Source organism: Erythrobacter fulvus (assembly GCF_028595285.1).
GTDB lineage: Bacteria > Pseudomonadota > Alphaproteobacteria > Sphingomonadales > Sphingomonadaceae > Erythrobacter > Erythrobacter fulvus.
Map to the genome: position 1 here is coordinate 1 of NZ_JAQQXQ010000009.1, position 14,257 is coordinate 14,257.

Below are 14,257 nucleotides of genomic sequence, written 5' to 3' on the forward strand. Positions count from 1 at the left end.
GATCTCCGCTTCACGCAGCTTGCCGATGATCTCTTCCGGCCTGTGCTTCCTTGCCATTCCATTCCTCCTTCGTGACCAATTCTAAAATAGAAATTGGGCCACTCAGAAGGGGGCAGATCACCGGAATGTGGTAATTTCGTCGTTGCGTTAGATTAGGTAGAAAGAAGCCTGGCTCCTGGTTTGCTGATTGTGGCCCCACAAATGACTGATCAGAAAACCTGGCGCGATACGCCATGCACCGACGGCACGAATATCCGTCAAGGGGACAGCAACCGAGAATGTGGCGATTTGCCAGCGATTTTGCGTTCAACAGCCTCCCGGGGATGGCCAATAACCTGAGTCGCGGGATATCGAAATGCCAGTTCGGGAGTGCTCGCTGATTGTCCTCCCCCGACTGGACAGCGGGCTGAAGCAGCACAGGGCCTTTCGTCAACCATCTACCTCAAAACAGGTCGAAAATCGCGATTCCTATTTTTGGCCTGAAACTTCCCCGACCCGCTTACACACCACCACTGCAATCCATTGCAAAAACGTGAAAGGTGGCTATTTTCGCGGAAAAATAAGACTGCGAACCAACATCCCGGCCCCATCCAAGGGATTTGCCTCGCTAAGAATCAGGGGAGACCAATGCCTCATCGAGCTCAAAAACATAAACTCTTGCGGGAGCTCGATGTTTGCCTCCGGCAAGCAGATGATCTGAAAATGCCTTTTGTGGGAATTTATATTTCACACGCGATAGACTTGGTGCGTGCCGATGTCACTTGCGAGAGCGCACCCCAGAACAAAGTGAATTAGGCGGTCATGCCGATGTCTTCAAATCTTACGGGTGATGACAAAGTCTACGATTCTTTACTCCATCAAGCAGAGACCATCTTGTTTCAGAGGTTGGCTCGCTACCTTGTCCTTGATAAAGATATCTTTGGAGAGCCAGGCTGGGATATTCTTCTTTGTGCATTCATCGCTCATCGCAAGGGGGTAGCCTGCACTTCAGAGGGTGTGGCAAGTACCATTGGCTTAGGTCTTGCAACCACGAAAAGATGGATCAACCTTCTCGTTGAAAGGAAGATGCTCACAAGCCAGAATGGCATTTTCACTATTGCTGACGAAACAGAACAAAAAATTTCAAGAATGTTCCAAGCGCAGATCAATGAAATCCGCAAGTCAGCAAGCATCGAACTGCGAAGGCATATGGAAGCCACGAGGCGACAATCTTAGACGATTGCGCGGCTGCTGGATTACTTATCGTAGAGAGAGACGGCTCAGAGCGGTTTTCGGCCGTTCCGACTTGCCGAGGAATTTCCCTCTGTCACGAATTCGGATTGCGCTGTGCACGCCTTGGGCGAAAGAATCCGTGGCTGATGAAGTAGGCCAGCATGGATGGGTCAGCCTCTCTCGGTCGAAATAGTCCAAACAGAGCGGCCAATAGCCGGAACACCCGGCATCAACGACATATTTAGTTGTCGCTAGGACCCGAACGTGTAGCAGCCGGTTTCATGCGTTCTCTCACCCATCTCGAACGGCTCGAAGCCGAAAGCATCCATATCTTCCGCGAGGTCGTGGCCGAGGCGGAAAACCCCGTCATGCTCTATTCCGTGGGCAAGGACAGCTCGGTCATGCTGCATCTGGCGCGCAAGGCCTTTTACCCCTCGCCGCCGCCTTTCCCGATGCTGCACGTGGCAAGCGGGTGGGACTTTCAGGACCTTATCGCCCACCGCGACCGCACGGTGCGCGAATACGGCCTGCGCCTGATCATTGCCGAAAACGAAGACGCCGAGGAACAGGGCATCAATCCCTTCGACACCGGCAGCGCGCTCTATTCGCAGGCGCAGTTGACCGATCCCCTGAAACGCGCGCTGACCGCGCATGGTTTCGACGCGGCCTTTGGTGGCGGGCGACGCGACGAGGAAAAGGCGCGCGCCAAGGAGCGCATCTTTTCCTTCCGCACGGCCGCGCACCGCTGGGACCCCAAGAACCAGCGGCCCGAGCTGTGGAACCTCTACAACGCCAAGAAGAACAAGGGCGAAAGCATCCGCGTCTTCCCCCTGTCGAACTGGACCGAGCTCGACATCTGGCAATATATCGCGCTGGAAAACATCGACATCGTGCCGCTCTACTTCTCCCAGCCGCGCCCGACGGTGGAGCGCGACGGCATGATCCTTGTCGTCGATGACGAGCGCTTCCGGCTCGAGCAGGGCGAGCAGCCGGTGATGCGCTCTGTCCGCTTCCGCACACTGGGTTGCTACCCGCTAACCGGCGCGACGGTGAGCGAGGCCACCGAAATGAGCCACATCATCCAGGAAATGCTGCTCGCCACCAGCTCCGAACGCCAGGGCCGCGCGATCGACAAGGGCCAATCGGCCAGCATGGAAGACAAGAAGCAGGAGGGGTATTTCTGATGAACACGCCCCCCTCCTTCACAACCGATGCGCTGATCGCCGAGGACATCGACGCCTATCTCCACCGGCACCAGCACAAGAGCCTGCTGCGTTTCATCACCTGCGGCAGCGTGGACGACGGCAAATCGACGCTGATCGGGCGGCTGCTCTACGATTCGAAGATGATCTTCGAGGATCAGCTCGCCGCGCTCGAAAACGACAGCAAGCGCCACGGCACGCAGGGCGAGGAGATCGACTTTGCGCTGCTGGTCGATGGCCTCGCCGCCGAGCGTGAACAGGGCATCACCATCGACGTCGCGTATCGCTTCTTCACCACGGAGAAGCGCAAGTTCATCGTCGCCGACACGCCAGGGCACGAACAATATACCCGCAACATGGTCACCGGTGCGTCGACCGCAGACCTCGCGGTGATCCTCGTCGATGCGCGAAAGGGCGTGCTGCAACAGACGCGGCGGCATTCGTGGCTCGTCCACCTGCTCGGCATCCGTCACGTGGTGCTGGCGGTGAACAAGATGGATCTGGTCGGCTATGACCGTGCGACCTTCGATGCGATCGTTGCAGATTACCGCGCCTTTGCCGAAGCTATCGGGATTGCCGACTTCACCGCCATCCCGATCTCGGGCTTCAAGGGCGACAACATCACCGCTGCCCCTTCAGCGAGCACGCCATGGTACGACGGGCCGGCGTTGATCGCGCATCTCGAGGGTGTCGAGGTCGATAATGCCGCAGCACAGACCCAATCGTTCCGCATGCCGGTGCAGTGGGTCAACCGCCCCAATCTCGACTTCCGCGGCTTTGCGGGCCTGATCGCCAGCGGCACCGTGCGGGTCGGCGATCCGGTGCGGATCGTGCCCTCGGGCAAGACCAGCACGGTCAGCCGCATCGTCACCTTTGACGGCGACATTGAAGAAGCTGTCGCCGGCCAGTCCGTCACCCTTGCACTCGCCGACGAAGTCGATTGCAGCCGCGGGGACGTGATCGCCGCCGCAGGCGATCCGCCGCAGGCATCCGACCAGTTCCGCGCCACCTTCGTATGGATGGACGAGGAAGCGCTGAAGCCCGGGCGCGGCTACTGGCTCAAACTTGGCACGCAGACCGTCACCGCGACGATCCAAGCCCCCGAATACGAAATCGACGTCAACAGCCGCGAGCATCTGGCAGCCAAGACATTGGGGCTGAACAGCATCGGCGTGGCCGAATTCGCTACCGATCGCCCGATCACTTTCGAACCCTATGACACCAACCGCCAGCTTGGTGGGTTCATCCTGATCGACAAGTTCACCAATGCCACCGTCGCGGCGGGCATGATCGCCTTCAGCCTGCGCCGGGCCGACAACATCCATTGGCAGCCGACTGCGATCACCCGCGCGGATCATGCAGGCATGAAGAACCAGACGCCGCGGGTGCTGTGGTTCACCGGGCTTTCGGGCAGCGGCAAGTCGACCATTGCCAACGCGGTGGAGCAGCAGCTTCACCTGATGAACCGCCACACCTTCCTGCTCGACGGGGACAATGTGCGCCACGGCCTCAACCGCGATCTCGGCTTTACCGAGGCCGACCGGATCGAGAATATCCGCCGTGTGGGCGAGGTGGCAAAGCTAATGGCGGATGCGGGCCTGATCGTGCTCACCGCATTCATCAGCCCGTTCCGCGCCGAGCGGCAGATGGTGCGCGAGATGCTGCCCGAAGGCGAATTCATCGAAATCTTCGTCGATACGCCGCTAAGCGTAGCCGAGGCGCGCGACGTGAAGGGGCTCTACAAGAAGGCGCGTTCGGGCCAGCTCAAGAACTTCACGGGGATCGACAGCCCCTATGAACCGCCGGAACATCCGGAAATCCGCGTCAACACGGTGGACATGACCCCCGAACAGGCGGCACGCTACATCATCGAACAGATCATGCCGCTCAAATGACCCTTGCCGAACTCGACGATGCCGCACTGGCGGCGGCGCTGGCTGCCGAAGCAGGGCAGCTGTTGATCGACGTTCGCGAGCGGAGCGGGCTGACGGGCAAGGCGTTGGGCCAGGCCGGCGATGAAGCCGCGAACCGCCTGCTGTGCGAAGCGATCCGCGCGGCGCGACCCGATGACGGGCTGCTTTCCGAAGAGGAAAAGGACAACGCCAAACGGCTGGGCAAGCGCCGGGTGTGGATTATCGATCCGGTCGACGGCACCCGCGAATATGGCGAGGCACGGGCCGACTGGGCGGTGCATGTCGGGCTGGCTTTGGACGGCGTGGCGAGCATCGGCGCGGTGGCGCTGCCGGGGCTGGATGGCGGCGTCGTGCTGCGATCGGACCGGCCCTTGGCGCTGAAGGCAGCCGAAGAACATCCGCGCTTCGTGGTCAGCCGCACCCGGCCCGCCAAAGAGGCCGAAGCGGTCGCCGCCGCGCTCGGCGGGACGCTGGTGCCGATGGGCAGTGCCGGAGCCAAGGCGATGGCGGTGGTGACGGGGGAGGCAGAGGTCTATCTCCACTCCGGCGGACAGCACGAATGGGACAGCTGCGCACCGGTAGCGGTGGCGCGGGCGCACGGGCTGCATTGTTCGCGCATCGACGGGTCGCCGCTGGTCTATAACCGCGCGGACACCTTCATGCCCGATCTGCTGATCTGCCGGCCGGAATGGGCAGACAGGGTGCTGGGCGCGGTGGCGCGCCTCGCCTGATCAGTCGCCTTCGAAGTCCATCAGCCCGCGCACATCGATCCCCGCTGCACGCAGGCGCTGGGCGCCAACCGACGCGTACACCGGCCTTAGTACCCGACCGCGACGGTCTACTCTCCGTCGCCTAAAGACTGCGAATGATGCCCGAAAAATCGGTGCCCGCGTTGTCCTTGGCAAAGGCCTCGTAAATCGCCTTGGCGTGTTCGCCCAGGGCGACGGTAGCGCCCGCATTCTGCGCGGCCTCCATCGCCAACCGAAGGTCTTTCAGCATCAGCCCGGCAGCGAAACCGCCCTGATAATCATTGTCTGCCGGCGTTACCGGGCCGACGCCGGGGACGGGGCAATAGGACGTCATCGACCAGCACTGGCCGGACGACACGCTGGAAATATCGTAGAAGGTCTGCGGATCAAGGCCGAGCTTCTCGGCCATTGCAAAAGCCTCGCAGGTGCCGATCATGTGGATGGCCAGCAGCATGTTGTTGCAGATCTTGGCCGCTTGTCCGTTGCCCGGACCGCCCGCATGGATCACCGCCTTGCCCATCGCATCAAGTATCGGCTTGGCGCGGGCAAAAGCCTCGTCCGAACCGCCGACCATGAAGGTGAGCGTCCCGCCAGCTGCGGCTGCGATCCCGCCCGACACAGGCGCATCGACCATCTCGTAGCCATGCTGTTCGGTCACAGAGATCACCTCACGCGCGGTAGCGACATCGATGGTGGAGCAGTCGAGCAGGATCGCACCTTCAGGGGCGTGGCCGATCACCTCGTCCCAATAAACCTTCTTCACGATCTGGCCGTTGGGCAGCATCGAGACGACCGCTTCGGCGGTGGCGCAAGCTTCTCTAGCCGTGCCGAAGGTCTGGCAACCCGCTTCACGTGCGGCTGCAAGCGCAGGTTCGGAGAGGTCGAAGGCGCGGACTTCGTGGCCGGCCTTGACCAGGTTGGCGGCCATCCCGCCACCCATGTTGCCGAGGCCAATAAAGGCGATTTTCATGTCACTCTCCGTATCAGCTCATTGCACCCACGAGCCCGAACATCAGGAGCCCCAGTGCACCAACCGAACACATCCCGAAGCTGCCATGGATGGCCATGCGGTGCCTATGCTCTAACCGCTGCGGCATGGCCCTCCCCCGCTTGGCCCACTGGCGCCAAGACCTAAGCACGTAGATCAAAGAAGCCAGCCAGATCACTGCCCAAATTGCGGAGATTACCGCCCCTTCCACTGTCCTTCGCGCTTTTCGATAAACGCCGCCATGCCTTCCGACCTGTCTTCGCTCGCGGTGAGGATCTGGAAGATCCGGCGCTCGACGATCAGGCCCTGATCGAGCGTCATTTCGAAGGCCGAGTTCACCATCTCCTTGTTGGCGATGGTCGCCATCGGCGGCATCGCGGCGATGGTTGCTGCGGTCTTGAGCGTCTCGGCGATGAGTTCCTCATGTGGCACCACGCGCGCGACCAGATTGCTGCGCTCGGCCTCTACCGCATCCATCATCCGCCCCGTGAGGCACATTTCCATCGACTTCGACTTGCCGATCGCGCGGGTCAGCCGCTGCGAGCCCCCCATGCCGGGCGCGACGCCGAGTTTGATCTCGGGCTGGCCGAACTTCGCCTTGTCGGACGCGATAATGAAGTCCGCCATCATCGCCAGCTCGCACCCGCCGCCGAGCGCAAAGCCGTTCACCGCGGCAATCCAGGGCTTGCGGGTCTTCTTGACGATCTCCGACGTCCAGGGGCCGAAAAAATCGTCGAGATAGAAATCCGCCGCCGGCTTCTCGCTCATTTCCTTGATGTCCGCGCCCGCCGCGAACGCCTTGTCGCCGCTGCCGGTCAGGATCGCGCAAAGCTGCGTGCTATCGGCCTGGTAGGCGGCGAAGGCGTCGATCAGTTCTTCCAGAACCTTGGAATTGAGCGCGTTCAGCGCCTGCGGGCGGTTGATCGTGAGCAGCGTGACGCCTTTCGTACCGCGGGCATCGGTTTCGGCGGTGATCGTTTCATAGGTCATAGGGGCTTCCATTCCTCATCGGCGGGCAGGGGTGCGAAGATGCTGTCGAGCAGATCTTCAGTTACCTCTTCCGGGGTGGCCGGGTCCCACTTGGGATCATTGGTTTTATCGACGATCACGGCACGCACACCTTCCGCAAAGTCGGGACGGGTCAGCACCCGGCTGGCGATGCGATATTCCATCCGCATATTGTCGGCGAAATCGGTAAGCTGTGCGCTCTCTGCGAGCTGGCGCAGCGCGACCTTGCAGGTCTGCGGGCTCTTGGTGCCGAGCGTGTCGCGCTCCTTCATCGCCCAGTCGTCGCCGGCCTCGGCAGCGGCTTCAAGGCTGGCGAGGATATCTTCATAGGCATCGGAGGCGAAATGCTTGGCGATCTTGTCCGCATTGGCCTCGATCCGCGCCTTGGGCGGGGTGCCGACCGGTTCGGACAGGATGCCCGCGATCCGGTCAGGATGATCGTAGATGCGCGCCTTGATATCCTCGAGCATTTCGTGCGGCACGTAATGCGTCGCCAGCCCCGTCCATAGACACTCCGAGCCGTCGAGCCGCGCGCCGGTAAGCGCGAGGAACTGCCCGAGCCGCCGTCCGAGGCGCGAAAGATGCCAGCCGCCGCCCACGTCGGGAAACAGGCCAATGCCGGTTTCCGGCATCGCAAAGCGGGTGTTCTCGGTCGCTACGCGGAACTTCGCGGGCTGCGAGATGCCCACGCCGCCACCCATCGTGATGCCGTCCATGAAAGCCACGATCGGCTTTTCGTAGGTGAACATCTGGTGGTTGAGCTGGTATTCGTCGTGAAAGAACTTGCGCCCCGATACCCCGTCGTCGTTCAGGGCGGAGTTGCGCAGGAAGGCGATGTCGCCCCCGGCGCAGAAACCGCGCCCTTCGGCATGATCGAGGATCACCGCCTTGATGTTGTCATCGTTTGCCCATTCAGTCAGGGCCGCACTCATCGCGTGGCACATCTCCAGCGTCAGCGCGTGCAGCGCCTTGGGCCGGTTGAGGCTGATGTGGCCGATCGGGCCGTTGGTGGAAATGAGGACGTCGTCGGTCATTGGGTCATCTCGAATTGCAATTGGGTCACCGCCTTTGGAGGAAGCCATTTCCATGCCACGGCCCAGTAGGTCATGACGCAGGCAAACACGATCGGGACAAAAAAGATGGAGTAGCCGAGGTTCTGCCAACTAAAGGGAAGCTCGGTGAAAAGCGCGGCCATGACGACGCCAAGCCCCAGACCAGCAAGCGCGAAAACCTTCCATTCGCCGCGCTTGCGAAACTCCGTAAAGCCAATGATCGGCAATGCGACGGGCAAAGCGTAGACTGCCGACACAGATGCGAACAGGCTAGTAAACAAGAATGTTTCGTTTGCAGTGACAGCCGATGAAAAGCCCTCGATTGCTGCACCATAAGCGAACATGAGCAATGGCGCGACCAGAGCCGCGCAGGCATAGGCAAACAGGATCGTTAGCACCCTCACTGGCGCAGCAGGTCCCGGCCTACGACCATGCGCATGATCTGGTTGGTGCCTTCGAGGATCGAGTGCACCCGGAGGTCGCGCCAGAAGCGTTCGATCGGGTAATCCTGTAGGTAGCCATAGCCGCCGAACAGCTGGAGCGCGCGGTCGACCACGGCGCTGCCATTGTCGGTCGCCAGCCGCTTTGCCATGGCTGAAAAGCGCGTCTTGTCGGGCGCATTGTCGGTCACCTTCGCCGCCGCGAGATAGAGCAGCGCGCGCGCGGCCTCCAGATCGGTCGCCATGTCGGCGAGCATGAACTGGGTGTTCTGGAACTCGGCGACCGCCTGGCCGAACTGCTTGCGGTCTTTGGTGTACTGGATCGCTTCGTCCAAGCACCTTTGCGCCCCGCCCAGCGAACAGGCGCCGATATTGAGCCGCCCGCCGTCCAGCCCCATCATCGCGATGCGGAAGCCCTCGCCCTCTGCGCCGACGAGGTTCTCCGCCGGCACGCGCACGTCCTCGAGGATCAGCTGTGCGGTCGGCTGCGAATGCCAGCCGAGCTTCTTCTCCTGTGCACCGAAGCTGACGCCGGGCATGTCCTTTTCGATTACAATGCAGGAAATGCCCTTCGGCCCGTCCTCACCGGTACGCACCATCGCGACATAGATCTCGTTAGCGCCCGCGCCCGAGATGAACTGCTTGGTGCCGTTGAGCACGTAGTCATCCCCGTCGCGTCGCGCGGTGGTTTTTAGCGCTGCCGCGTCCGAACCCGAGCCGGGTTCCGTCAGGCAGTAGCTCGCGATCTTGTCCATGGTGACGAGGCTGGGCAGATACCTGGCCTTCACCGCCTCGCCGCCAAAACGGTCGATCATCCACGCGGCCATGTTGTGGATCGAAATGAAGGCACTGGTCGAAGGGCAGCCATAGGCCATCGCTTCCATGATCAGCGCCGCCTCGAGCCGGCCAAGCCCGATCCCGCCCGATTCCTCGGACACGTAGATCGCGCCAAAACCGAGTTCGGCGCTGCGCTGGATCACCTCGCGCGGGAAAATATGCTTCTCATCCCACTCGGCGGCGTTGGGAGTGATGTTGTCGGCGGTAAACCGCTGGGCGACCTCGCGGATCGCGAGCTGATCGTCGGTGAGTTGGAATTGTCCGTGCATGGCCAAGGCCTCTAACGGGCTTTGCTGGGTTGGAAAAGGCTGGCGCTGCCATGCGGTGTGAGGATTTTTGCTAGGCGGCGTGCGATTTTCGTAACCCCGGACCTTGCCACTTGCGTATCTGGGTACATGATCCAGCCTGAAAGTCGCCTGATCCTCGTCTACAATGCCGATGGTGGCTGGCTGAACGCGCTCAAGGACGCAGTATGGAAGGCGGCGCGACCTTCGACCTATCCCTGCTCTCTATGCGCGCTGACCTATGGTTATGTAGCGATGCACGGCCGCTGGCGGCGGTTTCTTCTTCGCCTGCCGCACGGCAAGGTATTCCACCACCGCGACGATTTCGCGCAGGCCTATCCTAGCCAGATCATCACCTTGCCTGCGATCCTGGTGGCACAGAAAGATAATCCGCCGAAGGTGTTGGTAAGCGCGGCGGAAATTGATGCCCTGCCCGATCTCGAAGCCCTTATCGCGCTGGTCTCAGCACGGCTCGCCATCCCTCCAGAGGCGCTGGACTAAGCGTTGCTTCAGACCGCTTATTCAAGGCTGCAACTGTCATGCATCCCGGCGCGGGTAGCGGCCGCGAACCGCTGCTCGTCGGGTGCGAGGCGGCGGACCAGGACGACACCCTTGGTCGTCGGGCTGACGATTTCCCCAGCACCCGCCCTGCTCCCCGGTGGCAGCAAGGCGACCGTCACATCTTTTCCAATGCCCCGCAAGGTGGCGAAGTTATCCGTCCGCGCGTCGAAAAACGACAGTGATTGGTAATTCGGCCAGCCACCCATGTGCACCTCAACCCGCGCTTCGGGATTTGCGAGGTCAAAACGGCACAGCGCATAGTAGAGATCGGGCGAGGAGCGCACAACGCTCTGCGTCTGAGGGTTGATCCGCTGTGGAGCGGTGAAGCGATGGAGCGCCACGCCGCGCGCGGCAAGCGCATCCATTGCCCGGCCCATGATGAAACCAGGGGCGAAATGCAGCACGGCCAGATGCACGGCGACCGCACAGCCTAGCAATGCAGCAAGCGGGCCGACCCAGCGCCTCATGTGCGCGCCCTGTCCGTGCAACTCTGCCGCTCGATGCGGGGTGGAATGAGCGAATTGGCCGGCGCCTCCAGCACTGCGGGATCGGGCATGTAGAGGCGCAAGGTGAGATCGAAAGTCCCAGCCTTACGGCTCGAAATCCAATGCGCCGTGCCCGCAGGCTTCTCAGGGGAAATTATGGCCTCCCATTCCCCTCCCCCCGCACGACCGGCATCGATACTTAGCGCACCATCCTTATTGTTCGGCAGCATGCTGCGCGCGTCGTATAATGTGACTGACCACCAGCCGGCCGGCATGGTTCCGCCAGAGAGGCGATAGATGCAGGCCTCGCGCAGAGGTTGGCCGTCATCGTCAGTCGCCCGGGTGAAATAAACCGCCTCGCTCCTCGCGAGCGCCAGCAGTCCGTGACGCGCAACACGGGCGCGGGTATAAGGATCGGCGGCCTCGGAGCCGATCGCGAAATCGCTTCGCCAATCGTTTACGTTGACGTCGCCGAAGGCAAGGGCGCTTGAGCCCGGCCACAACCCCGCCATCGCCACCGCGCTGCCAAAGCCGATCGCGCAGCCCGTCAGTATCGCGACCAGATATGCAACAACCTGCCGCATCAACCCCGAACCACAGCCTCTGCTTCGATCTCGACCTTCCATTCCGGACGGCACAGCCATGCCACGCCCGCCATGGTCGCTGCCGGACGGGCCGCACCGAAGAAGCGCGCATGCACAGCCCCGACCGCGTCCTGATCATTCGGATCGGTCAGCAGCATGCGCGTTCGCACGACATCCGTCGCGGTTCCGCCCAGTTCCTCGATCGCCGCAACTATGATCGCACAGCACCGCACCGCCTGCTCTGTCGCACCGCCCGGCGTGGTCGAACCATCGGGCTCCACCGGACCCGTGCCTGCGACGATAATCCGGTTGCCGTCACGAACGGCTCGAGCAAAACCGAAAGTCGCTTCGAAAGGCGAACCGGATGTTGCGCGAACCCGCCCGGTCATCCGCAGGTGATCTGTTCGATGGTCATGGCCGCATCATACTGGACGTTTACCCGATCCTGCCGGTAGTCCATCGTCCAGGCAGCGTTTGGCGGTCCCCAGCGAAGCGTGCGTGCGCCGCTTTCCGTCAGGATCGCCGCGCCGATTGTCGCATCGGCTTTGCTGCCGACATAAGACTGCACTGTCCCCGCATCGCACATCCTGGCCATCGCGCCGCCATTTGGGGCAGCGGCCTCCGGGGCTGCATAACCGCCATTCGTTGCACAGCCCGCCAGCCCGATTGCGGCCAGTCCGATCATCGTCTGCTTCATGCCATCCTCCCTTGGCAAACGCCGGATTGTTCCGGCGCGCACTGAGGTTATCAGGCACCCATCGGGCAAACTAGCCCTTGTGCTTGTCGAGTTCGTCGCCGGTAACGGTGACGACATGCAAAAGGTTGGTCGCACCCGGCGTTCCAAAGGGCACACCGGCAAGCACGATCAGCTTGGCTCCGCCTTGCGCAAAGCCATGGCGCAGCGCCATGCGCCGGCCCTTGCCGATCATTTCCTCAAAGCTGCCGATATCCTTGGTCGCCACAGCATGCGTCCCCCACAACAGCGCCAGCCGCCGCGCAGTGCGGATCGACGGGGTCAGCACCAGCATCGGCGTGCCGGGCCGTTCGCGCGCGACCCGCCGCGCGGTCGAGCCGGAGGAGGTGAAAACCGTGATCGCGCTGATCGGAACGGTGTCTGCGATAGTCATGCAGGCGTGGGCCAGCGCGTCGGAGGTTGTCGCATCGGGCGGCGTGTCGAGGAAACGCACGCGCTCCTTGTAGCCGTCATCGCCTTCGACCTGCACGGCAATGCGGTCCATCATGGCCACCGATTCTTCGGGCCACGCCCCGGCCGCGCTTTCAGCCGACAGCATCACCGCGTCCGCCCCGTCATAGACCGCATTGGCAACGTCGGAGACTTCGGCGCGGGTCGGGGTCGGAGCCTCGATCATGCTTTCCAGCATCTGGGTCGCCACGATTACCGGCTTGCCCGCGCGGCGTGCAGTGGCGACGATTTTCTTCTGGAGCGGCGGCACCTCGAAAGGCTCGAGCTCTACACCAAGGTCCCCGCGCGCAACCATGATGCCGTCGGCGAGTTCGATGATCGCATCGAGGCGGTGGACAGCTTGCGGCTTCTCGATCTTGGCACACAGCGCGGTGCCGCGACTTCCGATAAGCTTGCGCGCCTCGGCGATATCTTCGGGCCGCTGGACAAAAGACAGCGCAATCCAGTCCGCCCCGTGCTCGGTGGCGAAGGCGAGGTCGCGACGGTCCTTTTCAGTCAGCGCCGGGATCGGCACTTCGGCATCGGGAACGTTTACGCCCTTGCGATCGGAGATAACACCGCCGACTTCGGCGCTACACAGTATGCGGTTCTCGTCAGCCTCCAGCACCTTCAGACGGATTTTGCCATCGTTGATCAAAAGGCGCTGGCCGCGCTCCATGATGCCGAACAGTTCAGGGTGCGGCAGGCAAACGCGATTTTCGTCGCCCGGCGTGTCGTCGCGATCGAGCACGAAGTGGCCCGAATGGCGGATCACGGCCTGACCATCCTTGAAGGTTCCGACGCGCAACTTCGGCCCCTGCAAATCGGCGAGGATCGCTATCGGCTTGCCAAATTGCTTCTCTAGCGCGCGGATCGCGAGGATCGCGGCCTCGTGATCCTCGTGCGACCCGTGGCTCATGTTGAGTCGGAATGCGTCGGCACCGGCCCGTACCAGCTTGGCCAGCATCTCGGGCGAACGGCTGGCCGGGCCGATAGTGGCGAGAATCTTGACCTTGCGACCGCGCGGGTCGATCCTTGGCTGCTCGCGTCGTGTCATTTTTGGCTATCCCTCGTTGCGCTGGCCTATGGCACACCAATTCTTCAACTCAAGGAAAAGCCGCGATGAATAGCAATGCCGATCCGCTCGACAGTCTCGACGATGCGCAGGCAGCAGCCGCCTTCCGCCGGCTGGTGCGCCATCTGAGGCATCGCCACGATGCGCAGAACATTGATTTGATGGGACTTGCCGGGTTCTGCCGCAACTGCCTTTCCGACTGGATCCGTGACGCTGGCTTTCCCGGCGACAAGGAGGAAGCGCGCGCATTGATCCACGGGATGCCGAGCGCGGAATGGAAGGCGACGCGCCAGACACCTGCCACGGAGGAACAGCTGGCCCGGATGCAGGCAAGTATCGCGAAGAACGCACAGGAATAATTTTCGCGGGCGGTTCAATCGGCGCAAGGGGCTGGCTATCGCACCCGCCAACCGATTCTCACTTTACCGATGGAGACCCCCATGGCCGAAACCACCGACGACCGCCTGCGCCTTCTGATCGAGCGCATCGAACGCCTTGAAGAGGAAAAGAAGGGCATCGCCGACGACATCCGTGACGTCTACATGGAAGCCAAGGCAGTGGGCTACGATCCGAAGATCATGCGCCAGATCGTACGTCTTCGGAAGATGAAGCCCGACGACCGCAGTGAGCAGGAAATGGTGCTCGAGACTTACAAGGCGGCACTCGGCATGGCGTGATTTCGCG

The 14,257-nt window shown here is 61.9% G+C and carries 17 protein-coding genes; 7 read left to right on the forward strand and 10 right to left on the reverse strand.

Annotation, left to right across the window (positions count from 1 at the left end; genetic code table 11):
- Positions 1-801: 801 nt before the first annotated feature.
- From OIK40_RS11765 to OIK40_RS11780, 4 genes are all read left to right on the forward strand, one after another.
- Positions 802-1,215, forward strand: a complete 414-nt coding sequence (locus OIK40_RS11765; RefSeq protein ID WP_273678535.1) for a hypothetical protein — start codon at positions 802-804, stop codon at positions 1,213-1,215.
- A gap of 278 nt (positions 1,216-1,493) precedes the next feature.
- A complete protein-coding gene (gene cysD / locus OIK40_RS11770) occupies positions 1,494-2,396 on the forward strand; it encodes a sulfate adenylyltransferase subunit CysD (protein ID WP_273678536.1) in 903 nt (300 codons plus the stop codon).
- A complete protein-coding gene (gene cysN / locus OIK40_RS11775; protein ID WP_273678537.1) occupies positions 2,396-4,309 on the forward strand; it encodes a sulfate adenylyltransferase subunit CysN in 1,914 nt (637 codons plus the stop codon). Before cysD ends, cysN begins: the two co-directional genes overlap by 1 nt.
- Entirely contained in the window at positions 4,306-5,058 is a 753-nt protein-coding gene (locus OIK40_RS11780) for a 3'(2'),5'-bisphosphate nucleotidase CysQ (RefSeq protein ID WP_273678539.1), read from the forward strand. The genes cysN and OIK40_RS11780 overlap by 4 nt, the downstream gene beginning before the upstream one ends.
- A gap of 121 nt (positions 5,059-5,179) precedes the next feature.
- On the opposite strand, the gene mmsB is transcribed toward OIK40_RS11780, so the two are convergent.
- The 5 genes from mmsB to OIK40_RS11805 form a co-directional block, all read right to left on the reverse strand.
- Positions 5,180-6,046, reverse strand: coding sequence for a 3-hydroxyisobutyrate dehydrogenase (gene mmsB, locus OIK40_RS11785; RefSeq protein ID WP_273678540.1), 867 nt, complete (start codon positions 6,044-6,046; stop codon positions 5,180-5,182).
- A gap of 213 nt (positions 6,047-6,259) precedes the next feature.
- Complete coding sequence (locus OIK40_RS11790) at positions 6,260-7,054, reverse strand: enoyl-CoA hydratase-related protein (RefSeq protein ID WP_273678541.1); 795 nt, start codon at positions 7,052-7,054, stop codon at positions 6,260-6,262.
- Positions 7,051-8,106 carry an enoyl-CoA hydratase/isomerase family protein gene (locus tag OIK40_RS11795; RefSeq protein ID WP_273678542.1) on the reverse strand — a complete coding sequence of 352 codons (1,056 nt, stop codon included), beginning with the start codon at positions 8,104-8,106 and terminating at the stop codon, positions 7,051-7,053. The genes OIK40_RS11790 and OIK40_RS11795 overlap by 4 nt, the downstream gene beginning before the upstream one ends.
- Entirely contained in the window at positions 8,103-8,522 is a 420-nt protein-coding gene (locus OIK40_RS11800; protein WP_273678543.1) for a hypothetical protein, read from the reverse strand. The genes OIK40_RS11795 and OIK40_RS11800 overlap by 4 nt, the downstream gene beginning before the upstream one ends.
- Before the next feature lie 2 nt (positions 8,523-8,524).
- Complete coding sequence (locus OIK40_RS11805; protein ID WP_273678544.1) at positions 8,525-9,670, reverse strand: acyl-CoA dehydrogenase family protein; 1,146 nt, start codon at positions 9,668-9,670, stop codon at positions 8,525-8,527.
- A 126-nt stretch (positions 9,671-9,796) separates the two neighbouring features.
- On the opposite strand from OIK40_RS11805, the gene OIK40_RS11810 reads away from it, so the two are divergent.
- Entirely contained in the window at positions 9,797-10,186 is a 390-nt protein-coding gene (locus OIK40_RS11810) for a hypothetical protein (RefSeq protein WP_273678545.1), read from the forward strand.
- A gap of 17 nt (positions 10,187-10,203) precedes the next feature.
- Here OIK40_RS11810 and OIK40_RS11815 read toward each other — a convergent pair whose 3' ends face one another.
- From OIK40_RS11815 to pyk, 5 genes are all read right to left on the reverse strand, one after another.
- Positions 10,204-10,713, reverse strand: coding sequence for a DUF1254 domain-containing protein (locus OIK40_RS11815; RefSeq protein ID WP_273678546.1), 510 nt, complete (start codon positions 10,711-10,713; stop codon positions 10,204-10,206).
- Entirely contained in the window at positions 10,710-11,315 is a 606-nt protein-coding gene (locus OIK40_RS11820) for a DUF1214 domain-containing protein (protein WP_273678547.1), read from the reverse strand. Before OIK40_RS11820 ends, OIK40_RS11815 begins: the two co-directional genes overlap by 4 nt.
- Positions 11,315-11,704: a RidA family protein gene (locus OIK40_RS11825; protein WP_273678548.1), complete on the reverse strand. Its 390-nt coding sequence runs from the start codon at positions 11,702-11,704 to the stop codon at positions 11,315-11,317. Before OIK40_RS11825 ends, OIK40_RS11820 begins: the two co-directional genes overlap by 1 nt.
- On the reverse strand, positions 11,701-12,012 hold the full coding sequence (locus OIK40_RS11830) for an I78 family peptidase inhibitor (RefSeq protein WP_273678549.1): 312 nt from the start codon (positions 12,010-12,012) through the stop codon (positions 11,701-11,703). The genes OIK40_RS11825 and OIK40_RS11830 overlap by 4 nt, the downstream gene beginning before the upstream one ends.
- Before the next feature lie 70 nt (positions 12,013-12,082).
- Positions 12,083-13,555 carry a pyruvate kinase gene (pyk, locus tag OIK40_RS11835; RefSeq protein ID WP_273678550.1) on the reverse strand — a complete coding sequence of 491 codons (1,473 nt, stop codon included), beginning with the start codon at positions 13,553-13,555 and terminating at the stop codon, positions 12,083-12,085.
- 65 nt (positions 13,556-13,620) lie between these two features.
- Here pyk and OIK40_RS11840 point away from each other — a divergent pair, with 65 nt between their 5' ends.
- Together OIK40_RS11840 and OIK40_RS11845 are read left to right on the forward strand one after the other, a co-directional pair.
- Positions 13,621-13,932 (forward strand): DUF1244 domain-containing protein, encoded by a 312-nt coding sequence (locus tag OIK40_RS11840; RefSeq protein WP_273678551.1) that lies wholly within the window; start codon positions 13,621-13,623, stop codon positions 13,930-13,932.
- An 81-nt stretch (positions 13,933-14,013) separates the two neighbouring features.
- Positions 14,014-14,250: a DUF2312 domain-containing protein gene (locus tag OIK40_RS11845; protein ID WP_273678552.1), complete on the forward strand. Its 237-nt coding sequence runs from the start codon at positions 14,014-14,016 to the stop codon at positions 14,248-14,250.
- Positions 14,251-14,257: the final 7 nt, after the last annotated feature.